Raw genomic sequence first — 21286 nt, 5'->3', positions numbered from 1 at the left:
TCATAGAGGAGGTGGATAATACATTCATTTTGGCTTTATGCTTTAAGCCTTCGGCTTTTTGCTTAAAACAGCTACCCCCGATATTCCGGCCAGTAAAGAGGCTAACAGGATCCCATATTTGGCCTGGTCAATCATTTCGGCATGATCAAAGGCCAGTGCCGATATAAAAAGGGACATGGTAAAACCTACGCCTGCAAGCAAAGCCACACCTGTCATTTGTTTCCAGGATGAGCCTGCGGGTAATTGTGCGCCAAATTTTACCATGAGCCAGGTAAAGAGCAATACACCTGTAAACTTGCCGGCAAGCAGGCCTATAGCCACACCCATGCTAACAGGGTTGGCCAGTGACGAGAAAAAGTCATGGCTAACAATAATCCCGGCATTAGCCAAAGCAAAAAGCGGCATGATGACGAAAGCGACCCAGGGATGCAGGGTGTGTTCAATTTTTTGCAGCGGTGTTTCGGCGTCAAGGCTCAGCTTTTTTATTTTATCAATAATGTGGTGCTGTTCGGGCGTTATAAGCGTGCTGTTGTTTGGCTGCTCGTTTTCAAAATCGGTAAGGTATTGCTTTACAGATTGGGTGTAACTGATCTCGCTGATGCGGGTACGGGCAGGAATGGTAAAAGCCACCAACACACCCGCGATGGTTGCGTGGACGCCTGAAAGTAAAAAAGCTATCCAAACAGCGAAGCCTATGATCAAATAAAAAGCGGTACTCCTGATCCCCATTTTATTGCCGATAAGCAGCAGCACCAGCAGCCAAACCCCAAAGGTAAGTGGTACAAGCGCTATGTGACTGCTGTAAAACAGGGCAATTACCAATACCGCGCCAAGGTCATCAGCAACGGCCAATGCCGACAGGAAAACTTTTACAGAGGATGGAATATGTTTGCCCGCCATAGATAGTAAAGCCAGCGCGAAGGCAATATCTGTAGCCATCGGGATCCCCCAGCCATGGGCTGATGGCTTACCTGTATTAAAAAGGAAAAAGATGAAAGCGGGCACCAGCATTCCGCCCAACGCGGCAAACATGGGGAGCGAAGCCTTTTTTACAGACGATAGTTCGCCGGCCATGAACTCGCGTTTCAACTCGAGGCCTATCACAAAGAAAAATAAAGCCATAAGGCCGTCGTTGATCCAAAGGTGCAGGGGATGGTTTAAAACATATTTATCAAAACCGATTGATAGTGTGAGTTCCCAAAGTTGGTGGTAACTGTGCTGAAAAGGCGAGTTTACCCATACGATAGCCACAATTACGCTGATAAAAAGCACGATGCCGCCGGTATGTTCCTGGTTTATGAATTTGCTTACCGGCTGCGTGATTTTATCAATAGGGTAGCTTTGTTTCATAGATGCCTAAAATAAGGAATTAAGTTTGATTTTTGGGTGACACAACCTGTCGATTCAGGGAAATCGCTTTTAACCACATGCGGATTGAAAAACAATAAATGAAAAATTTCACACTAATTTTTACGGATTAATCGAATTACACGAATTGAATCAATTTAAGATTCGTGTAATTCGATTAATTGTGGAGCGCTGCAAAGCATTTGTGTAGAAATTTTTCAGTATGAGATTAGTAAAACAAATCGAATTATTTTAAACGCGATTTCCCCGCCTGTCGATTACATCCATTTAAAACAAAACCCGGCCATAAAACATTTATCAATGAAACCAGATATTATGAATAACTATCAGCAAAAATGGATAAGTACATTGAAAAACGCTCATTTAAATGGTTGGGAAATCAAGCCCCAGGGAGATGATATTTTTGTGGAGATGCCGCATGTTACGGATCTTAAACTGATAAGGGATAACCTGCCTGAAACGCTTGCGCTGATGGCTTTGGATATTAATTTACCGAAGGAAAGGCTGAAGTTTATTTTTCACAACGGGTACGAGCAGTTTGAATACCTGCTTAATCCTGCCGCTGCGGATTTGGAACAGGAGGGCTAAAATCAACGGTTGTTGTTTCGTTTGGTAATTCCTCTTTGGTATTATCCGAATCAATTTTGGCCATAGTTGATACCACTACTACCGAAATTCCCATACAGGCAATCAGGATAAAAGAGGCCCTGAGGGTAGCAATTCCTGCTATAAAACCGATAACCGGCGGGCCGACTAAAAAGCCCATAAAACCAATAGTTGATACTGCAGCCAGTGCAACGCCCGGCGACATAGTTTTTGATTTACCGGCAGCGCTGTATACCATTGGTACTACAGATGATACACCTGCACCAACCAGTAAAAAGCCTGCCATGGCCGTATAAACATAGGGGAAAGCTACGGCAATTAACAAACCCATTGCGGTTAATGAGCCGCTAACCTGTAAGGTGCGTTTTAAGCCAAACTTGTGAGCAAACCAATCGGCCACAAAACGTCCGCCTGCCATGGTGAACATGAATGTAGTAAAGCCTATGCCAACCAACGCCTCGGGAGCCAGCACCACTTTTTTGAAGTAGATCACGCTCCAGTCGAACATGGCGCCTTCGCAAATCATGGAACAGAAGGCTATAATACCTAATTTAATGAGCGACTTATCGGGCATTACAAATACAGGCCCGGAATCGGTTACTTTATCATCTTTCAGATAACGGGCAGCTACGGCCACGCCAATCGCTATCACGATCAGCATTAACGAAAAATGATGAAAAGGGATAATGCCGTTGGCTATCATGAACGTGCCTATACCTGCCCCGGTAAAACCGGCCAGGCTCCACAGTCCGTGAAAAAAAGCCATAATGGGCCGCTGGTAAAGCTGCTCGGTAGCCACTGCCTGCGTGTTTACCGCAATGTTTACAGAATTGCTTGCAAAGCCGAAGCATAGCAGGCAGATGATAAGTTGAAACGTATTTTGTGCGAGGCCTAAACTTACCAATGCGGCAGCATAAACCAATAGCGCGGCGATAACGAGTTTTTTACTGCCTATTTTGGTGATGATCCAGCCCGAGAAGGGCAGGGAACACATAAGGCCGACAGGAAGGGCGAACAACACAGCACCCAAACCGGCATCTGATAAACCTAAATTTTGCTGAACAGTAGCAATGCGCGATGCCCAGCTGGAGAAACTTAACCCCGCCATAAAAAACATAGCGCCCACGGCAATGCGGAGCGTTAGTTTGTTAATGATATCTGTTTTTTGCGGGAAATTGTTCATGTTTTAGTACGATCATAGTGTCATTTGGACACTATGATTAATTGCTACAAATATAAGGCAATTAATTGTACTTTTAATAAGCTAAATCGTTTTTTACTTTTGTGTGAAATGGACCTAAAAAAAGAAGCCTCGACTCATTTTTAAATACAAATCAGGACTTTATGTTTTGAGGATTTATTGTTTCAGATTAAAAGATCCTTGTACGTTGCGGTGGATTTTATCGGTAGAGAACTCTTTCATATCCGCCTGGAATGTTCCCTGCATGGTTCCGAGGAAACCACTGGTTGCAAATTTTGTAACTTTCACTTTTCCTAAGCCCGGTATAAGTCCCAGCTCGCCAATATCTAATTTTTCTAATGTGAACGTACCTGTTGATTTGCCGTTAAAGTCAAGATTCATATCATAATCACCCATACCGGTAATATATACGTCCCCGTCTAAAGCACTGCTGTGATCGAGAATAGCCGCAAAAGAGTTTGTTTTGTCTGTATAGGTTACCCCGTCTATCTTAAATATAATTGTGCCGACAGGCCCAAGTGCTAATCCATCTCCGGTTATGTTAGTCACCGCCGGATCAGTGCCCGTTCCGGTCCCTGTACCAGTTCCAGTGCCTGTACCAGTTCCCGCCCCCGTCCCCGTTCCCGTTCCCGTTCCTGTACCTGTACCTGTACCTGTACCAGTTCCCGTCCCCGTCCCCGTTCCAGTGCCTGTACCAGTTCCCGTCCCTGTATTTGTAGTAGGGACAACGTCAATAGCTTTTGTTTCTTTATCCGGGCCGAGAGGAGGGTCAAGTTTGCAGCTACTTACCGAAGCTGCTATTAAAAGAAGGGTAATTACTTTGCAGTAAATTTTTTTCATATATACAAAGAGTGATAGTTTATGGTTTTACGGTTTAAATATAAGTATTTTAGCTCTTTGTACGTATGAGAAAAACTATTTGATACAAATAATGTTAAGAAAGGTTTACAATTTTTTCAATTATTTACAGTCGCCATCGGGGCTGCATGATTCGCCTTCGATTGTATCAAACGCTGGTTTGGGGTTTTCTTCCTGCCAGCCGGTAAATGCTTTTGCAAGGGTATCTTTAAATACGGCCACTTCCTGTGCCCCTGATACGGCATATTTGCGGTTCATTACAAAAAACGGAACACCACGCACACCTAAATATTGAGCTTCGGCAATATCATGTTTTACATCGTCGGAGTAGGTGTCGCTTTCAAGCGTTTGTTTAATTTCTTCAGCGTTCAGGCCAATCGCTGTGCCCATTTCAATAAGGGTTTCGGTATCATCAATATTGCGGCCTTCAGTAAAATACGCCCTGAACAAAGCTTCTTCGGCAGCGTCTCCCAAACCATGTTTTTTGGCCAGATGAGCTAACCTGTGCGCATTAAAACTATTAGCTACAACCGATTTGCTGAAGTTATAAGTAAGGCCGGCCTGTGCCGCCATTTGGGTAACATGATCGTTCATCTGTTCGGCATGGTCAAGCGTCCATCCTTTTATATCGGCCAGGTACTGGTTAATGCTGATATTGGGGTTGGTTTTAAGATCGGGGTTTAGCTGAAAGCTTTTCCATTCTATCTCAATTTGTTCTTTGCCTTCAAAGCCGGCCAGTGCTTCCTCGAACCTGCGTTTGCCTATATAACAAAACGGACACATCACATCCGACCATATTTCTACTTTCATCATTTCCATTTTAAATGTTTAAACAAATTTAAGGCCTGTAATTCTTATCCCCGTAAGGGCAAAGTAAAATTTAACGGGCTTTGTTAGATGCCAGAGTAATTTTTGAACTACTTTTATGGCTTTAAAAACACGTCCCCCTCATGAAGAATTTATGCCTGAGATGCTTTTCGCTCTTAATGATCTTTACAAGCCTTAAAACATCGGCACAGCAAAAAGTAGTTGATAAAAATTTATTCAGCGCAGGTTACGCGGCAGGTTTTATCGGCGGCTTGTATGATTCCTATTATCCGTATAAACAATTAAAACAACATGGCGATTTTGGTTTGGGCGCCCCGGGCAAGCTTGATGGTGAGCTCATTGTGTTTAACGGCAAACTTTATCAAACCCAGTCAACGGGTAAAACAACCCAACTTGCCGATACCGGCAAAACCCCTTATGCTGTGGTTTGCTTTTTTCATGCCGAAAAAACATATAAGTGTAATAAGCCTTTATCTAAATCGGCACTGTTTAGCTACCTCGACAGTATCTTAACCAACCAGAACGGGATCTACGCTATCCACATCAAAGGAAATTTTAGTACGGTTAAAACAAGGGCTTTCCCGCCGGTTGATAAACCTTATTTGCCCTTGGCGGCGATGCTTGACAGGCAACATTTTTTTGATTTTAAGAACATCAAAGGCGATTTCATAGGTTTTAAGATCCCCGCACTGATGGAAGGAGCGCATATCAGCGGTTACCATTTTCATTTTTTATCTGATGATAAAACCGGTGGCGGCCATATTATTGATTTGCTTGCAGATGATATCACCATTGAAGTTGAAACGTTGACAAGTTATACCATTGACTTGCCGCAAACGCCGGAATTTAACAGCTTTGACTTTAAGAAAGACCGCAAGGAAGAGATCAAAAGCGTGGAGAATGGAAAAAAGCAATAATTGCCGATCGTTTTATTTGGGCTATAATTTTTTGTAATATGTAAATTTTTATAAATTAGGAAATTATAAACCAATTATAAACTTATTGAGGTAACAGCCCAATGCTGAGGATTTATTGAATAAGCATGAGATGGAACAGTGCTAAAATATTCTGGATAGGTATCATTTTACTGGTGGTGCCCGGCCTTGTTCATGCTTACCTGCTCATGCCATTTCCGGGCAGCCAGGATCTGAATGCCATAACCCTGTGTTACTATCTCGAAAAGGTGATCATGCCGCTGCGCTTGATTGGCTTGCTATTCGTTGTTTGGTACCTGTTTAAATTCTACGCTAAAAATACCTTTAAACAAAAGGCTGTTAAAGCCGCTGTTTTTGTGCTTTGTATAGGCAGCTTTTACATAACCGATTATATGTATAAAGCCGAAACCATGTTTAAAGAAACCACAAAAGCTGTTTTTGCCAATGGATTAAAAAACAGGGTGCCGTTAAGCTACCTGGTAGTAGGTGTTGTAAACAACGGTGTCGCCAAAGCTTATCCGCTCATCTACCTGGGCTATCATCATAAACTGCAGGACGATGTAGGCAATAAACCTGTTTTGGTTACCTATTGCACCATGTGCCGTACAGGCAGGGTTTACAGTCCGGTTATAAACGGAGTAAGGCAAAACTTCAGGCTGGTGGGGGCAAGGCACTATAATGCCATAATTGAAGATGAAAACACTAAAACCTGGTGGTACCAGGCTACCGGTAACGCGGCTGTTGGGGAGCTGAAAGGAAAACAATTAACCGAGCTGCCTTATGAGCAATTAACCCTCGCGGCTTGGTTACAGAAACATCCCGAAACGCTCATTTTACAACCCGACAGGCTATACACCGCAGATTATGCCGACCTGAAAAACTACGACCGTGTGCAAGCTATCGATCGTGACAGCACTATAAAAAACAAAGACTCCCTGATGCGTAAAAGCTGGGTAATTGGTGTGATCATAAACGGCAAAGCCAAAGCTTACGACTGGCGCCACATGTACGCCAAACGCCTGCTAAACGATGAGTTGAACAAAAGTTCACTGCTTATTGGCATTGAAAAAGACAGCCTCAGCTATCATGCCTGGAATACATCAGTAAGCGGTAAAACCCTTCACTTTAAACTGGATGATAAAGGCATGCTCACCGACGAAGAAACCGCTTCGGTTTGGGATTGGGACGGCCTGTGTTTAACCGGTACACAAAAAGGGCAGCGCCTTGCTAAAATTCAGGCCTACCAGGAATACTGGCACTCATGGAAACATTTTCATCCCGGTACCGTGTTTTGGAAAGGCGATGAATCGCTGGAGCAAACGGCATCCATTTACCCGCCTTTTTAACAACAGCTTTAATTAGATAGCGGTTGCTATTTTGCTGATGTCATCGTCATTAAGCAGAGCTTCTTCAGAAATGTTGGGGTAATACTTATTTAGTATCTTTTGAATAAGCTGGTAGCTTTCGATGGATTGAATGGGAGCGGAAGCCAGTTCAGTGATGGTTGAACCAATAAGCTTAAGTTTTTTCGCCTCGTACTGGTTGATCACAAAGTCAGAAGTTTTTTTCTTACGGCTTTGTTGTATGAGATCATCAAGTTTCTTGATCTCTTCAACCAGGTCAATCATTTTTAATACTTCCACCTTTTTCATCAGCGCCAAAATTAGTGATTTATTTGTAACAGGGGGTATAACAGGATATAAGTTGTATTGTTTGTAAGTATGAGACGGGTGGAAGCTGTAATTGTTACCGATAGAAATTGAGCACGTTTTCTGTGTGCAAGATAGCAAAACAAAAAAGCGTCATTACGAAGCAATCCCCATGAGGCAGAGTGGTTATGCACGTTTCTCTGTACGGTTTGGGACTGCTTCGTTATCTTATAATGACGTGATTGTAAGTTGTTGGTTATTAAATATATTTTTTTGATCGATATTATAAATATGGGCGTTGCCTGTGGCCCGTGTTATACGCTCATACTGCACAGGCATTAGCCACAAGGCCGGTACCCGCTCCTATCACTAACGCGCCCCGCGCGCCATCTCTAAAATATGTTTTATACATCATTACTTTTTTTTTCGGGGTTTACCTGGTGTTTCCTTGCAATGACGGGTCAGAGGCAGAATTAAAACGATTATTTCTTATCCTCTGTAGTATCCCTTTCAACCAGGGCCATGCCGCATTTAGGGCAGGTGCCGGGTTTCTCAAAGGTAAGATCGGGGTGCATGGTGCAGGTGTATTTGCCTTTTTTCTTTACGGTTGAGGTGCTGTCGGTTTTGCCGGTGCTTTTAACCGCACTGTTGCAGGCGCCAAGGGCCATGCTGGCAAAGGCTAAAATGATAAAGCTTTTTTTCATTGATTATTTGTTTTTGATGAATGAGGCCAACCCGAACAACGATACTACCAGCACACCTAAGGCGGCCAGCATACTCACTATATCGCGGATATCCTTACCCGCCCAGGTCATGCCGAAATACTTGTGTAAAAATATAAAAGAAAGCCCTTCAATCCGGTCAATCCCTGCAACTTTTGTAGCCAGTTTTGATGAGGTAGTTTCAATATACCAATTGCTGCCGTCGGCGTAGCTTACCCGCTCAACCGGCAGGCGTTTGTTGATGAAACCGTACCCGTTATCAAACTGCTTTACCTGGTTAACTTTTACCCTGCCATAAAACTGGTCAGGATCCTGGTGGGTATGGTAATAGGTACTTAAAAAACGGGCATAATCCTCATCTCCATTAATTTGTTCTATGCCGGTTAAGGTGTTAAAGTACGAGATCTGCTTTTTATCATCAGTTACCTGGTAATAAGTATTACCACCAAAGTTAACCACAGCTATCCTTTTGATGATACTGTCGGCAACAGGAAGCTGAAGGTTGGAGATAGCCAACTGTTTCCTGTTGATCACTTGCCCGTGATCAGGCTTTGGTGTTTCGGTATTGTGCAGTTTTACGACAAGGTGAAAAGCCCCGCTGATCACGAAAGTAAACATCACAAAGGAAACAATAAGCCCTATCTGCCTGTGATAACGATGAACGATGCGCGTGTCCTCACCGCCATTTTCTTTTCGCTTTTGAGTTACGGATTTAAACTTCTTCCACATTAAACCATAAACAGTTAAGCCGCTGATGAGGGCGAACAGCATTACCACCATGATGATGAGTAATATTACATTACGGAAAACATCGCCGCCGATATCGGCTAAAAACTGCCAGGTATGGAACTGTTCAAACAGCCAAAGGAAAGCTTTGCGGGTATTGTTATTAAATGTCCCCATGCGGCTCTGACTGGTTTCAATATAAATATCCATACCATCGGGGCGGTCAAAACTAATCTTCCAAACAGGCAAAAGGTGATTGATGGGCTGGTATTGCCCATCAAACGTTGTTTGCAGATCGATCTTTTTAATGTTAGATGTCGAATCCTGCGTAAAATAGCGGGCAAGATAAGTGGCATATAGCTTATCCCCATTTTTTAACAATACCCCATCATTGGCCGAGTAGTAATTGTACACGCTATCTTTATCCAGCACCTGGTAATAAGTGTTGTGATTGAAATTAACCAGTCCGAAGTTCCTGATAACGGAAATGTTATTTTTATCCAATACCTGCTGAATGCTGAGCACCGGTTTCATCTGGCTTTGAGGTAGCGGTTTAAACACTTCCTCCGCAATTGAAGGCCTGAACCAGTTTGACATGAACGGGTGTGAAAGACCGCTCAATGTCCAGAAGATCACCGGGATGAGGGCCGTTAAGCCCAGCACCCGGTGCCATTTATAAAAGTTGCTTTTTACTGTTGCAGATGCCATTGATCAATATTTTGAAAATGAATAACTGATGCCCAGGGCATAGGTACGCGGCGGCGCGGCGTTATAGGTATCGCCGTACTGGCTGCTGGTTACCGTAGTTGCATAAAGCTTATTGGTTAAGTTGAGCACATTGAACCAGATGCCTGCGCCTTTTAATATGCTGCTTTTTACCTCATAGCCCAAACGCAGGTTGTAAATATCATAACCTGAGTAAGTTTTGGTATTGGCGGGGTTGGTGTAGTATTGATTGATGTGCTGCCACTCTGTTGCTATCCTGAAACCGGGCAGGTATTGCGGCTTGTAGCTGAGCTCGGAGTTGGCAACCCAGGCCGGCGCGTTGTTCATGCGTTTCCCATCATAGTTGGTAACCGTGTTGGCACCGGTGGTGTAATTGGTGGTCACCTCGCTGTATTCCACATAGGTGTGTTTGGCATTGGTACCGCTAAACCTGAAGGTAAGCTCTTTAACCGGGGCTACAGTAAGCGAGTATTCAATTCCCCGGTGACGTGTTGCGCCTGCGTTTTGGTTCTGGGTAGTATTATCCGGCAGCAGTTGGTTAATGATTTCGTTATGGCCTTCTAAATCAAACACACTCAGCTCAAAATATAGCTTTTTGTTAAAAGCGGAAAACCAGCCGCCGGCTTCGTAATTATCAAAAGTGGCCTGTTTAAGCTGGGTAAGCTGACGTGAGCTGTACAAGTCGCCGGTTTCCGGCGGTTGAAAACCTACGCTGTAGTTGGCATAAAAACCTTTGTTGTTACCCAGGTTATAGGTAAGGCCAAGTTTGGGGGCTACAATGTTAAAATTGTTGGTCTCCTGTTGTTTATACTTGGTTTGCCCGGCGGGGATCTCATTATCAAAGTTGTAATGCACCCTGTCGTACCGTAAACCGCCAACTATTCTTAATGCTTCCGTAGGCTTGACTTCATACTGGACATAAGCCGCTGTGTTGAACAACTTGATCTTGTAATTATCAATGTACCTGCCGGTATTGCTGAAGCCGGTGTAGTAGTTGTTAGCTACATCTTTGGTGATATCAAGATATTGGGCATAATATGAACTCGGGCTATCATCCATATAAACACCGCCAATCAGCCTCGAATGCAGGAAATCAAAATCAACCCGGTGCTGTGCCAGTAAGCCATAGCTGTTGAATTTTTGATCATTTACTTGTCCGTTGCTGCTTTTGTAAACACCGTTAGCGTCGCGCACATCAGAGATATAATAACTTGGCAGCTGCGCAGTTGAGTTGTTGCGGAAAAACAGCGTCACAAAAGTGCTGTTCTTGTCATCCCACTGATGATCCAGACGGGTGCCGGCACGAAACGATTTTACCTTGCGATAGGCGAAACGTTGGTTGGAGCCGTAGCTGCGGTCATAAAACCGGGCGCTGTCCAAACTACCCGGAGTTTGCGTATTGAGATAATTGTACGCTACAGAGGTTGTCAATTTAGTTTTGGCGCTGAAATCATAAGTAGTTTTAAAATTGGCCGAGTATTTATCAAAATCAGAATAATCCTGCCAGCTATCGGTTTGATGGGCTACATATCCTCCTGCATACAAACCAAATTTGCCCTGTGTGAAACCACCATCGGCATCAACGCGGCGATAATGGTAGTTATCGCCCTGAACAGCAACATTGCCTGCATAACCTGTAGGCGGTCCCTGGGTAATAAAGTTAACCGCGCCACCAATGGTGTTACTGCCATAAAGCGATGATGCAGGCCCTTTGATCACTTCGATATCCTTAACGCCCGACATGTTGATCTCATACAGCGAGTTATGGTTGAAGATGCCCGTAGGGCGGATAGGTACGCCATCCTCCATATACAGGTAAAGGGCATTGTAAGTTATGGGCTGACGAATAGCCATGGTATGCTGCTCATTACCCAAATTCACCATGTAAACACCTGCAACCTTGTTCAGCAATTGATAAAGGGCAGTGGCTTTGGTGTCCTTAATTTGGGTGGAATTGATTTTACTGATGGCGATGGGGGCGTCCTGCCTGGCCTGGCCTTCGCGGCTGGCGGTTACCACAACAGGTTGCAGATCCACAGTTGAAGGCTCTAAGGCAACATCAAGCTTTTGGCCTTTTATGGTTGATACTTCAACAATACGTGCGCTGTAACCAACCATGGCAAATTTAAGCCGGATAATGCTTTGCGTATTAATGCTGAAGTGCCCTTTGGCGTTAGTCATGCCCAGTTTCGCACCTGTAGTGGCATCGGCATTGCAGATTGATGCACCCGCGATTGCTTCGTGGGTATTGGCATCTGTTATGGTGCCTTGTATATTTTGACCGTAAGCCTGTGTTTTAGCAAGTATAAAAGTTATAAATAGGATTAAATATCGTTTCATTATATAGTATTACAGGAGTTGCCTCCCGGTGTAAAAATGGGTAGAGTAGGGTGTGGAGCGATTGATGGGAATGGATTGTAGCTTCTGCCTGCCATTACTTTTTGCCGATGATTGGTCAAAAAACGTATGTCACGCCGAGGAACGAAGTACTTAAAAACGGGTGTCATGCTGAGCTCGTCGAAGCATGGTGGGGGGCCTCTGCGCGCGTCCTTCGACAGGCTCAGGATGACAATCCCTCCGCACCCAATGTCATTTAACCTTCTTTTGATGGTTTTTTAGCACGTAATTACAAGGTTGTAGTTATACAACTGATATAGCTATCCTACACCATCAATCAAAAACCAATAAAAATGAAATGATTATCCTAACTGCGGAGGCTGGAATATCGTAGCCGGGCGATCGGCCGGTACGGTGGGGGTGTAAGGGGTTGAAATAACCTGCAACAGGCTGGAGTGGAATTTAACATCAGTTGAGCTGATGACATAAACCTCCTGAAAGAGGCTCTTTTGCGACTGCCTTTCGTCGCTGGCCTGCTTGTCCTCTGCCTGTTTGATCTTTTTCGCGAAGTAGCATTTACCGTCACAATGCAACCAGGGTCTGTTCCTGTTTTCGCAAAGCTTGGTAGCAATGTAATTCCTGTTCAGCTCAAAACCCGCGAAAATGAAAAACCGCGAGAAATTGACCGTGATCAGCGAAAAGATGAGTAAATAGGCTGTAATACGTTGCAGCATGGCGCAAAGGTACGCCCTGTGGGTTTAATACACAACATTTAGTTCAAAGTCTATAGTCTCAATCTATAAGTCATACAATAATCTGACTTTCGACCTGAAAAATTGCCGCACTCCTTTTGACTAAAGACTCCATACTTAAGACTTTCGACTTCACTTGTCTCTTTTCAATGTAGCATGCAGGTGCTGACCTTTGTAAACCAGGTCCATACCAATAGAATCCTGATAAACTTTACCCGTATGGGGCGAACTGCCTCCCGGTACCGGGATACTGAAAGAGAAATTATCGCCGTTGATCATGCCGTCGGTAATAGCTACATCACCCTGCGGAGCATGGGCTGTACCTGTAAGTTTGCCGCTGTCTACCTTAAAAGTGTAGCTTAAGGGAAAATGATCATCGCCCGGAAGCGTTAGCGAACCTATCCATTTGCCGTTAATATCGGCCATCGAAATAAAACTAAAAGCGGTAATGATAACAAACGCACTGATCACCAGGAACTCTTTTTTCATTGTTGATATAGCTTAAGCAGATGCCTATATGCAGTAATTTTAAACTATATACAATTTTGTTGCCTTTAAGTTTAAAAAAAAGAAAAACCTTACCGGACGGGGTAAGGTCTTTCTTTTTTTGATATTTAAGATACGTCATCCTGAACTTGTTTCAGGATCCCACGAGACAGGCAGACCATGCAAGGCCGCTTAGCAAGTGGGGTGCTGAAACAAGTTACCCATGACAACTTAAAAAATGGGTGTCATACTGAGCCCGTCGAAGTATGGCGGGCAGGCCTCTGCTCACGAGTCTTCGACAGGCTCAGACTGACAGGCCCTCTTTTGTCATTTCACCTTCAGAGGCCTCCGGATTTAAACACTCAGCATGACGATCATATTTGAAAATTATTTCTTTTCAACAGGTCTTTTCAATACCGAGCTGCTTTTTGAGCCATTGATATCCAGTTCAACGTTAACCGAATCGCCCATGAATTTGCCTGTATGAGGTATCACGATACCGCTGGTGGCTACTGTAAATGAAAAGTCGGTACCATTGGTTTTGCCTTCTTTAATGTCAACGTCGCCTTCCGGAGTTAAGGCTGTGCCGGTCAGTTTATCGCCATCAACCTTAAAATTATAAAGCAGTGGGTATTCCTGGCCGTCGCTTGTAACTAATTTGCCTGCCCATTTGCCGTTAAGATCAGCTATAGCTGCAAGACATATCATAAAGCAGCTTACCAATAGTGTAGTAGTAAAAATCTTTTTTTTCATAAATGTGAATTTTGGTTTATAAATATAAGCACCTTGATTTATAGGATGAAATGATTATATGATATTTTATGGTGTGGAATTTGAATATCATGTAATTCTTAAATCAGGAAATTAAGGTTGTTGAGCTCTTTTTAAAGTGCTATGTACTTTTGAGCCATTGGCTTCAATATCAACACCTACCGAATCGCCATAGAATTTACCTGTATGGGCAATGTGAATATCTTCGATGCTTACGGTAAATTTAAAACTGTCGCCGGTTATTTTGCCATCTTCAATCGGCATATCGCCTTTAGGCGTTTTGGCTGTGCCAGTTAGTTTGTTCCCATCAATCTGAAAATTATAAAGCAATGGGTAAACTTCTCCGGTTTCTGTTTCAAGCTTACCTTCCCATTTTCCGGAAATTCCCGCAAGGGCTGCAAAGCAGGCTACAAAACAAACTGTTACAAGGGCTAAGGTTAAAAAAGTCTTTTTCATAGCTGTTGTTTTTCTATCAGTAAATGTATAATCGATATTGAACCAGAACGTAAACTGTACATTAAATTTACCGTCGGCAGTATTATCGGTTTATGAACAAAGATTGTACTATAACGGCTTGGTAATTAATGCCGGGTTCAATTTTTTACTTTCACTTGTATTTAGGGGCATTTTTTGACTATCTCTAAATAAATGTTAATGATACATTTCCAATTATTCAAAATCATTGTACCTTTAAATCTGCATACTAACCGGGCGAAATCCTGTTTCGCTTTTCACTTTTAAACAACCTATAATAATGAAGAAAATTTTTACCGCATTGCTATTGTTGGGTGGTACATATCTGGGCGCTTCTGCACAGGATGTTCAGCTTAACAAAGGCTGGAAATTTGCTGTGGGTGATTCTGCCCAATGGTCGTCCCCAACTTTTAACGATCAAAACTGGCAAAACATTGATGTCGCCCATTCCTGGGAGCCGCAGGGACACCCTAATTACGATGGCTTCGGCTGGTACCGCGTCCATGTAGTGATCCCATCATCGCTTAAGGAAAAAGCTTATTTAAAGGATAGTCTCCGCTTAAGCCTGGCCAGTGTTGATGATAATGACGAGGTGTATTTAAACGGAAGGCTTATCGCCAAATATGGCGGTCACAGCGGAACCATTAAGGACGGAAATTACGGGCCGCGAACTTATAATATCTCAGCTTCAGATCCGGCTATTTTGTGGGATAAAGAAAATGTGCTGGCCATCCGCATTTATGATACCGGCGGAGATGGTGGTATTTACGGCGATAATTTTTCTATTGCCATGGCCGATGTAATGGATCACGTTACAGTTAATACCGATGGCGATTTTACTTTCCAGGAAAATAACAGCCTGGCCAAATCGGTTAAATTGATTACGACCAATAAATACCAGTACCAGGGTACTTTGGCCTTTAAAGTTACCGATCCTGAAACGGGCGCGGTGATCTACGAAAAAACAAACCCTGCAAACTTTACCACCGGCAAGCCTTTTACCTATTCGTTTGTGATAGCCCGCTTAGCAAAAAAATCGTATACCATAGCTTATACTTTTACAGATCAAAAATCGGGTAAAGAGATTGTTAAAACCGAAACCACGCCTTATGTGCTTACACCTTACCCATCGCCCAGGCCAAAAATTAATGGTGCCGATGTTTACGGTGCAAGGCCGGGTAACCCTTTCCTTTATCTGATCCCGGCAACCGGTAAAAAGCCGCTTACCTATAAAGCTGCGGGCTTGCCCGCGGGCTTAACGCTTGATGCTAAAACCGGTATCATTTCGGGTGTAGTAAACCAAAAGGGAGATTATCCTGTAACGCTTACGGTTACCAATAGCTTAGGCAATAAAACCAAAACACTAACGATTAGCATTGGCGATAAAATCGGTCTTACCCCAGCCCTCGGCTGGAACAGCTGGAATGCCTGGGGATTAAGTGTTAATGACGAAAAAGTAAAGATCTCGGCTAAAGAAATGTCGGAGAAATTAAGTGCTTATGGCTGGAACTATATCAATATCGACGATGGCTGGGAGGCGGAAAACCGTGCTGCCGATGGCGCCATTGTAGCTAACAGCAAGTTTCCGGATATGAAAGGGCTGACCGATTATGTACACAGCCTTGGCTTGCATACCGGGATTTATTCATCGCCTGGTCCGCGCACCTGCGGCGGCTTTTTGGGCAGCTGGCAGCATGAAGACCAGGACGCCAAAACTTATGCCGACTGGGGTTTTGACTATTTGAAATATGACTGGTGCTCCTACTCGGAAGTTACCCCACCGCATCCCGACCTGCCTGCACTTAAGAAACCATACGAAGTAATGCGTACCTCTTTAAATAAGGTAAACCGCGATATTATGTTCAGTTTTTGCCAGTACGGCTGGGGCGATGTTTGGAAATGGGGTGCCGAAACCGGCGGTAACAGCTGGCGTACCACCGGCGATATCCAGGATACCTGGAGAAGTATGAGTGATATTGGCTTTAGCCAGGATCCTGCTTCGCCTTACGCTGGTCCGGGACATTTTAATGATCCGGATATGCTGGTTGTAGGCAAAGTAGGCTGGGGGCCAAGCCTGCACAATAGCCGTTTAACCTATGATGAGCAGTATACCCACATCAGTTTATGGAGCCTGCTGTCTGCGCCGCTGTTAATCGGCTGCGATATGGGGCACCTGGACAGGTTTACGCTTAGCTTGTTGACGAATGATGAAGTACTGGCTATTGACCAGGATGCCTTAGGCAAAGGTGCAAGACAGGCTTCTAAAACAGATGAGCAGCAGATTTGGGTAAAAGAGCTTACCAAAGGTGAAAAAGCAATAGGTTTCTTTAACACATCTGATAAATATCAAACTGTTAACCTGGAAGCTAATGACAAGTTGTTAAAAGGCTTTACCAAAGCCCGCGATGTTTGGGAACAGAAATACCTGATAGCGGTTAACCACAAATACACTTTCAAAATCCCACCGCATGGCGTAAAGCTTATTAGGGTTATGTAAGGATTTAGGATAGGGAGATAAAAACACGCGTCGTTGCGAGGTACGAAGCAATCCCCGATGAGCAGGGCCACCCTGTATAGTTTGGGATTGCTTCGTACCTCGCAATGACGCTTTTTATTTGATTAGCTGATTTTCATGTCCCCTCATGGTCTCTCGCAGAGGACCCTGAGGTTCACCGCGTTTGGGTACTTAGAACAGCTGATCTGGCGTATACATCAATCTGCATGGCGTATACATCAGGGTCCTCTGCGAGAGACCCTGATGGGACGTTGATAGCAAAAATGGCCTATATCTATTCGATAAAGGCCATTTTTATATAACGTAGTTGGGAAAATCAATTTGGCACATCGTAATGATATACCGGCGAAAAAACTCCTTCACTTGTAGTGTAGTAGCCTTTGCCATCTGGCTGAAAACCTATAGCCTCGCCCTGTTTTTCAACTTTGTAGGTAAGTTCCCGTGGCTTGCGTACCATGGTTTCCCATATGGGTTCGTTATGCTGACGGCGCCAGTAGTAAACTTTGTCGTAACTTTTTAGCAGGATCTGCTGCCCGTCTTTAGAGATATCGCCGGCTGTGATCCATTTAAAAGGTTTAAAACCAGCGAAGAACAATTTGCAGCGTTTGGTTAATACTGTTGTTGTATTGGCCTGGTATTTTAACGGACTGGTGTAAACCGCAACGGTATCACCCCTTTTGCTTACAATGATCAATTGTTTGCCTATCGGGTCAATCATCAATGTTTCCGCATCTTTAGGGCCATCCGGATATTTAAAATCTGCCCGTACAGCTTGTGTGTTTGTAATGGCCTTATCACCTGTAGCCCATGATTTTTTTTCGGCCATGCGGTAAACTGTAATATATGGCCTGTTTTGATTGTTATCGCCTATATCGCCAAGGTAAACGTAGCTTTTACCTTTTTCCGGTCCGGGGCCAACATCAATATCTTCACAATCCTGTACACCCAGCTTTTGAGTGCTGTCTCCCTTAAAATAAATGGTTGATTTAAGTTTGCCTTCGGCTGTTATAGCAAAAAAACGGCTGGTATCGCCGCTGTCGTTATGTACATAGTAAGTGTCGGGACTAATAGACGATGCCGCAATACCCGACGTTTCATCCATCTCTTTATCATTCAGGGTGCCTGTAATGTCCTGCCTGTCGAGCAGCCTGTGCTTGGCAAAGGCCCCCATAAAAAGCAGGGATACAAGTGGTAGTAGTATATTTAATTTTTTTGATCGGCTCATTCTGTTTCTTGCAAACAATAACGCAAATAAAGCGCGTTAGTATGAAGTTGACATTAATTATTTGATTTTGTTACGACTATATGAAAATTAAGTAACAAACAGGGCAAATGGTACACAATATTCGTACCATGAAACATTTATGCCGATTCAAATGCATGTAATAAAGCATTTTGCCTGTATATTTCGGTAGGGGCACGGTAATCGGCCAGTTCCAGTTCCTGAACATATTTGCAATTACAGGGGTGCCCGGGTTCAATAAAAACAGGCATATCATAGCCCAGTTGCTGGTAGTATGGAGTGATGAACGCTTTTACAGGCAGATCGTTTGCTGCTGAGACAACATCGGGCGTAAGTTTTTTTAAAGGCTTTAAAAGTAACTTAATTTCGCAAAGCCTGAAGTTATCATAAAGCGGGATCCAGCGTATTACATCGTCAATATTAACTGCTATGGCATTATGTTTTACTCCAGTAAGGACGCCAATATTCACTTCGCTATTGTTTAAAAGACTAATGATCATAACCTGCTGACCGATATAACGACTAAAAATCACGAGCTGGGCTACCACACTTACTTGTTTCATTTTACTAATTTTATTAGCAATTATACGGAAATTAGTTAGTGAGATGCAAGGGCGAATGTGAAATGTTTTTAGGCGTGGTTGGGCAATGTACTATCAAAAAAAAGGGCCTTATTTCAGGCCCTTTTTCATCGCTACCGCAAGCGTCCTCGCTTGTGGGTATCATGCTAAGCTATGCGAGAGGCTAATCAGGTTGTATACCTAAACGCGGGCCACAAGCGTGGACGCTTGCGGCAGCGGCGGATGCAAGGGCGAATGTGAAATGTTTTGGGCGGGGGAGGCAATGTGCTACCAACAAAAAAGGACCTTATTTCAAGGCCCTTTTTTGTTTTCTTATTTCTCAACGTCTATAAGCTCCGGTTTTGTTGCTTCGGACTTGGTGAGGTCAATATCTGGTTTTGAAATGTCTGTTAGCGCTACACGACCGCGGTCTTTACGCAGAATGCGGTTAAACAACGAGATCTCCCTGTCAAACAAAAACTGGAAGAACAGCTTTGTCCATGAAGTATGATAGTGTAATGTATCGTAATACTCAGGAGCCGTTTTCCTGATCTCCGGAAGTTTATTCCATGGGATAGAAGGAAAATCATGGTGCTCATTATGGAAACCTACGTTAAAGGCTACCGCGTTAAAATTGCCATAATAGCTGTATGTTTCCTGTTCTTCGGTAACGGTAAGGTAATGTTCCTGGATCCAGCGTGCGCCCAAAGGGTGCAGGCCAACCGAAAATGAAAAGCTTAACAGCAGGAAGGCTACCGCATGCCATCCCATAAAGTAAGCGATTGCGGTTGTAAATGCTGCCTGTAATAACCAGTTTGTCAGGATCCAGCCATCAAAAGGATGGATTTCCCTTAGACGTGAAAGGCGGAACAATTGAAATACCGGGAAAAACAGCAGCCAGATTGCTTTACCAAAAAATGAATTGCTGATCAGTTTTGCTTCCCAGCGGTTCGGTAAATCGGCATCAAGCTCATGCACACCCTGAAAGGAGTGATGTTTGATGTGGTACTTTTCGAACGAAATAGCGCTTGGCAATATCTGCGGTAAATTGGCAAACATGGATGCCCAACGGTTTGCGTTGCGGTTTTTAAACAATAGCTGGTGTGTACACTCGTGGATCATTACAAACAGCGCGTGATCGGCAAAAGCGCCGAGCAAATAAGCCGCTCCGAAAACTATCCACCATGACTGGTCGCGTACAAACCAGGCTAAAACAACCTGAAAAGCTACTAAACCAACAATGGCCCATATGGTTTTTGGGTTTTTACCTATAAGCTTTCGCAGTTGCGGAAACTCTTTTAAGATTTTTTTTGTGCGGATACGATGAGGTTCAGACTCCTGGGAATAAACAAAATCAGTCTTTTTAATCATATAGTGTTAAAACGTTAAATATAACGATAACGTGCGCAAAAGTTCATTTTTTTGTAAAAATTAATTAGTAATATTAGGAATAAACAAAATCTTCATGATCATTTCATATAAATTTTATATACAATTTACGTTAGTTTTGCTTAAAAACAAGCACCTTAAACGTATTGGGAATGGCTTTACGTGTGCCGGGTTCAAACTGTGCAACGCTTAAATAAATTTTGTGGGTTTTGGCGTCAAGTGTCATGGTGCGCGCCCTTTCGGCGGTTTTTAGGGTTTGGATCACCTCATATTCTTCAGCCGATTTTTGTTTGATGATGGTAGTTGTGCCATCGCCGCATGAGCAAAATATCAGTTTCGTTTCAGGGTCATAAACCACCGCGTCAACACCCGCGCCAATTGGCAGGGTAGCAGTCACTTTACCTGTTTTGATATCAACAACACTCAGTCCCTTATTTTCGCGGCAAACGGTAAACAATTTCTGATTAGCGGCATCAAGCGCTAAGCCTGTTGGGCCGCCGCAGGGGGCAAGGGGATAGTTTTTAATCACCTTAAGGCTTTTGCTGTCGATAACATTCAGGCTGCTTTTATCTTCAAGGTTATTGTAGATTTTGCCTTTACCGTCGGATACAGCAAACTCGGGGCCGCCGCCGAGTGCAACCGTGCCAACCTGTTTAAGCGTTGCCGGGTTAATTACCGATGAATTATTGCTTTCGCCGTTGAAGGTAAACACCCGGTCGGAGTAAGGGTCATACATAATGGCATCCGGGCCATTGGCAGCTGTTAGGGCAATTGTAGTAATGGTTTTAAAAGTTTTCAGATCAAAAACTACTACCGCATTTGCCTTGCCATCACTAATGAAACCACGATTAAGTTTATTTACAATGGCTATACCGTGAACGCCTTTCATGTTATCAATAACGCCAACCGGCTTTTCGGTATCCAGGTTGATGACATTTACGGCGTTACCATGCGATACATACAGGTTGCGGTTGATCTTGTCGATAGCCAGGTAATCGTAACCACCGTCACCCGGTAGCGCGATGGTTTTATCGGCCACATAGGTTTGCGCGTTCAGTTTAAAAGGAGCTATACCTGCTATGAGCAAGGCTACGGCCAAAATTTGCTTTTTCATTTTTCGGGAGTGTTTATTGCCATGAA

The 21286-nt window shown here is 43.6% G+C and carries 20 protein-coding genes; 4 read left to right on the top strand and 16 right to left on the bottom strand.

The annotated features are described in order from the left end of the window. Positions 1–42: 42 nt before the first annotated feature. A complete protein-coding gene (gene nhaA, locus BLP33_RS12085; RefSeq protein WP_090528354.1) occupies positions 43–1350 on the bottom strand; it encodes a Na+/H+ antiporter NhaA in 1308 nt (435 codons plus the stop codon). A 318-nt stretch (positions 1351–1668) separates the two neighbouring features. Here nhaA and BLP33_RS12080 point away from each other — a divergent pair, with 318 nt between their 5' ends. Then, positions 1669–1956, top strand: a complete 288-nt coding sequence (locus tag BLP33_RS12080; RefSeq protein WP_090528351.1) for a hypothetical protein — start codon at positions 1669–1671, stop codon at positions 1954–1956. On the opposite strand, the gene BLP33_RS12075 is transcribed toward BLP33_RS12080, so the two are convergent. From BLP33_RS12075 to BLP33_RS12065, 3 genes are all read right to left on the bottom strand, one after another. Then, entirely contained in the window at positions 1919–3157 is a 1239-nt protein-coding gene (locus BLP33_RS12075) for an MFS transporter (protein ID WP_090528348.1), read from the bottom strand. The two genes, BLP33_RS12080 and BLP33_RS12075, sit on opposite strands and share 38 nt — an antisense overlap. A gap of 174 nt (positions 3158–3331) precedes the next feature. After that, the gene (locus BLP33_RS12070; RefSeq protein ID WP_090528346.1) at positions 3332–4015 is read right to left on the bottom strand and encodes a hypothetical protein; all 684 of its coding nucleotides are present in this window, start codon (positions 4013–4015) and stop codon (positions 3332–3334) included. A gap of 120 nt (positions 4016–4135) precedes the next feature. Continuing rightward, positions 4136–4846, bottom strand: a complete 711-nt coding sequence (locus BLP33_RS12065; protein ID WP_254780114.1) for a DsbA family oxidoreductase — start codon at positions 4844–4846, stop codon at positions 4136–4138. Positions 4847–4983: 137 nt separating this feature from the next. On the opposite strand from BLP33_RS12065, the gene budA reads away from it, so the two are divergent. Beyond that, entirely contained in the window at positions 4984–5778 is a 795-nt protein-coding gene (budA, locus tag BLP33_RS12060; protein WP_090528343.1) for an acetolactate decarboxylase, read from the top strand. A gap of 125 nt (positions 5779–5903) precedes the next feature. Further along, positions 5904–7142, top strand: a complete 1239-nt coding sequence (locus tag BLP33_RS12055) for a DUF3179 domain-containing (seleno)protein (protein ID WP_090528340.1) — start codon at positions 5904–5906, stop codon at positions 7140–7142. A 12-nt stretch (positions 7143–7154) separates the two neighbouring features. On the opposite strand, the gene BLP33_RS12050 is transcribed toward BLP33_RS12055, so the two are convergent. The 8 genes from BLP33_RS12050 to BLP33_RS12015 form a co-directional block, all read right to left on the bottom strand. Further along, positions 7155–7448 carry a hypothetical protein gene (locus tag BLP33_RS12050; protein ID WP_090528337.1) on the bottom strand — a complete coding sequence of 98 codons (294 nt, stop codon included), beginning with the start codon at positions 7446–7448 and terminating at the stop codon, positions 7155–7157. A 479-nt stretch (positions 7449–7927) separates the two neighbouring features. Further along, a complete protein-coding gene (locus BLP33_RS12045; protein WP_090528334.1) occupies positions 7928–8149 on the bottom strand; it encodes a heavy metal-binding domain-containing protein in 222 nt (73 codons plus the stop codon). A 3-nt stretch (positions 8150–8152) separates the two neighbouring features. Beyond that, complete coding sequence (locus BLP33_RS12040) at positions 8153–9601, bottom strand: PepSY domain-containing protein (protein WP_090528331.1); 1449 nt, start codon at positions 9599–9601, stop codon at positions 8153–8155. A 3-nt stretch (positions 9602–9604) separates the two neighbouring features. Beyond that, positions 9605–11959 carry a TonB-dependent receptor gene (locus tag BLP33_RS12035; RefSeq protein ID WP_090528328.1) on the bottom strand — a complete coding sequence of 785 codons (2355 nt, stop codon included), beginning with the start codon at positions 11957–11959 and terminating at the stop codon, positions 9605–9607. A gap of 359 nt (positions 11960–12318) precedes the next feature. Beyond that, the gene (locus BLP33_RS12030; protein WP_090528324.1) at positions 12319–12690 is read right to left on the bottom strand and encodes a hypothetical protein; all 372 of its coding nucleotides are present in this window, start codon (positions 12688–12690) and stop codon (positions 12319–12321) included. A 150-nt stretch (positions 12691–12840) separates the two neighbouring features. After that, positions 12841–13197 (bottom strand): hypothetical protein, encoded by a 357-nt coding sequence (locus BLP33_RS12025; protein WP_090528321.1) that lies wholly within the window; start codon positions 13195–13197, stop codon positions 12841–12843. A 384-nt stretch (positions 13198–13581) separates the two neighbouring features. After that, entirely contained in the window at positions 13582–13947 is a 366-nt protein-coding gene (locus BLP33_RS12020) for a hypothetical protein (RefSeq protein ID WP_090528318.1), read from the bottom strand. A 111-nt stretch (positions 13948–14058) separates the two neighbouring features. Continuing rightward, positions 14059–14421, bottom strand: a complete 363-nt coding sequence (locus tag BLP33_RS12015; protein WP_090528316.1) for a hypothetical protein — start codon at positions 14419–14421, stop codon at positions 14059–14061. A 298-nt stretch (positions 14422–14719) separates the two neighbouring features. On the opposite strand from BLP33_RS12015, the gene BLP33_RS12010 reads away from it, so the two are divergent. Further along, the gene (locus tag BLP33_RS12010) at positions 14720–16936 is read left to right on the top strand and encodes a putative Ig domain-containing protein (protein ID WP_090528313.1); all 2217 of its coding nucleotides are present in this window, start codon (positions 14720–14722) and stop codon (positions 16934–16936) included. A 334-nt stretch (positions 16937–17270) separates the two neighbouring features. On the opposite strand, the gene BLP33_RS12005 is transcribed toward BLP33_RS12010, so the two are convergent. The 4 genes from BLP33_RS12005 to BLP33_RS11990 all read right to left on the bottom strand — a co-directional run bounded on the left by BLP33_RS12005 (position 17271) and on the right by BLP33_RS11990 (position 21260). Then, complete coding sequence (locus tag BLP33_RS12005; protein WP_090528308.1) at positions 17271–18179, bottom strand: hypothetical protein; 909 nt, start codon at positions 18177–18179, stop codon at positions 17271–17273. Between the two features lie 137 nt (positions 18180–18316). Further along, positions 18317–18760 carry a hypothetical protein gene (locus BLP33_RS12000; protein WP_090528305.1) on the bottom strand — a complete coding sequence of 148 codons (444 nt, stop codon included), beginning with the start codon at positions 18758–18760 and terminating at the stop codon, positions 18317–18319. Between the two features lie 330 nt (positions 18761–19090). Next, positions 19091–20128: a fatty acid desaturase gene (locus BLP33_RS11995; protein ID WP_090528303.1), complete on the bottom strand. Its 1038-nt coding sequence runs from the start codon at positions 20126–20128 to the stop codon at positions 19091–19093. A 130-nt stretch (positions 20129–20258) separates the two neighbouring features. Then, entirely contained in the window at positions 20259–21260 is a 1002-nt protein-coding gene (locus tag BLP33_RS11990) for a YncE family protein (RefSeq protein WP_090528300.1), read from the bottom strand. Positions 21261–21286 lie beyond the last annotated feature (26 nt).

Origin of the sequence: Mucilaginibacter sp. NFR10 (genome assembly GCF_900100445.1) — a bacterium.
GTDB classification, from domain to species: domain Bacteria; phylum Bacteroidota; class Bacteroidia; order Sphingobacteriales; family Sphingobacteriaceae; genus Mucilaginibacter; species Mucilaginibacter rubeus.
The sequence above is the reverse complement of the archived record's forward strand: the minus strand, read 5'-3'. Positions and strand labels throughout refer to the sequence as shown.

Bases quoted from the DNA above. Each gene is read 5' to 3' on its own strand.
- BLP33_RS12035 (WP_090528328.1), bottom strand. From the start codon at position 11,959: ATGAAACGATATTTAATCCTATTTATAACTTTTATACTTGCTAAAACA.
- BLP33_RS12065 (WP_254780114.1), bottom strand. From the start codon at position 4,846: ATGATGAAAGTAGAAATATGGTCGGATGTGATGTGTCCGTTTTGTTAT.
- BLP33_RS12040 (WP_090528331.1), bottom strand. From the start codon at position 9,601: ATGGCATCTGCAACAGTAAAAAGCAACTTTTATAAATGGCACCGGGTG.
- BLP33_RS12080 (WP_090528351.1), top strand. From the start codon at position 1,669: ATGAAACCAGATATTATGAATAACTATCAGCAAAAATGGATAAGTACA.
- BLP33_RS12055 (WP_090528340.1), top strand. From the start codon at position 5,904: ATGAGATGGAACAGTGCTAAAATATTCTGGATAGGTATCATTTTACTG.
- BLP33_RS11995 (WP_090528303.1), bottom strand. From the start codon at position 20,128: ATGATTAAAAAGACTGATTTTGTTTATTCCCAGGAGTCTGAACCTCAT.
- BLP33_RS12045 (WP_090528334.1), bottom strand. From the start codon at position 8,149: ATGAAAAAAAGCTTTATCATTTTAGCCTTTGCCAGCATGGCCCTTGGC.
- BLP33_RS12010 (WP_090528313.1), top strand. From the start codon at position 14,720: ATGAAGAAAATTTTTACCGCATTGCTATTGTTGGGTGGTACATATCTG.
- BLP33_RS12015 (WP_090528316.1), bottom strand. From the start codon at position 14,421: ATGAAAAAGACTTTTTTAACCTTAGCCCTTGTAACAGTTTGTTTTGTA.
- budA (WP_090528343.1), top strand. From the start codon at position 4,984: ATGAAGAATTTATGCCTGAGATGCTTTTCGCTCTTAATGATCTTTACA.
- BLP33_RS12025 (WP_090528321.1), bottom strand. From the start codon at position 13,197: ATGAAAAAAGAGTTCCTGGTGATCAGTGCGTTTGTTATCATTACCGCT.
- BLP33_RS12005 (WP_090528308.1), bottom strand. From the start codon at position 18,179: ATGAGCCGATCAAAAAAATTAAATATACTACTACCACTTGTATCCCTG.
- BLP33_RS12020 (WP_090528318.1), bottom strand. From the start codon at position 13,947: ATGAAAAAAAAGATTTTTACTACTACACTATTGGTAAGCTGCTTTATG.
- BLP33_RS11990 (WP_090528300.1), bottom strand. From the start codon at position 21,260: ATGAAAAAGCAAATTTTGGCCGTAGCCTTGCTCATAGCAGGTATAGCT.
- BLP33_RS12050 (WP_090528337.1), bottom strand. From the start codon at position 7,448: ATGAAAAAGGTGGAAGTATTAAAAATGATTGACCTGGTTGAAGAGATC.
- BLP33_RS12000 (WP_090528305.1), bottom strand. From the start codon at position 18,760: ATGAAACAAGTAAGTGTGGTAGCCCAGCTCGTGATTTTTAGTCGTTAT.
- BLP33_RS12070 (WP_090528346.1), bottom strand. From the start codon at position 4,015: ATGAAAAAAATTTACTGCAAAGTAATTACCCTTCTTTTAATAGCAGCT.
- nhaA (WP_090528354.1), bottom strand. From the start codon at position 1,350: ATGAAACAAAGCTACCCTATTGATAAAATCACGCAGCCGGTAAGCAAA.
- BLP33_RS12075 (WP_090528348.1), bottom strand. From the start codon at position 3,157: ATGAACAATTTCCCGCAAAAAACAGATATCATTAACAAACTAACGCTC.
- BLP33_RS12030 (WP_090528324.1), bottom strand. From the start codon at position 12,690: ATGCTGCAACGTATTACAGCCTATTTACTCATCTTTTCGCTGATCACG.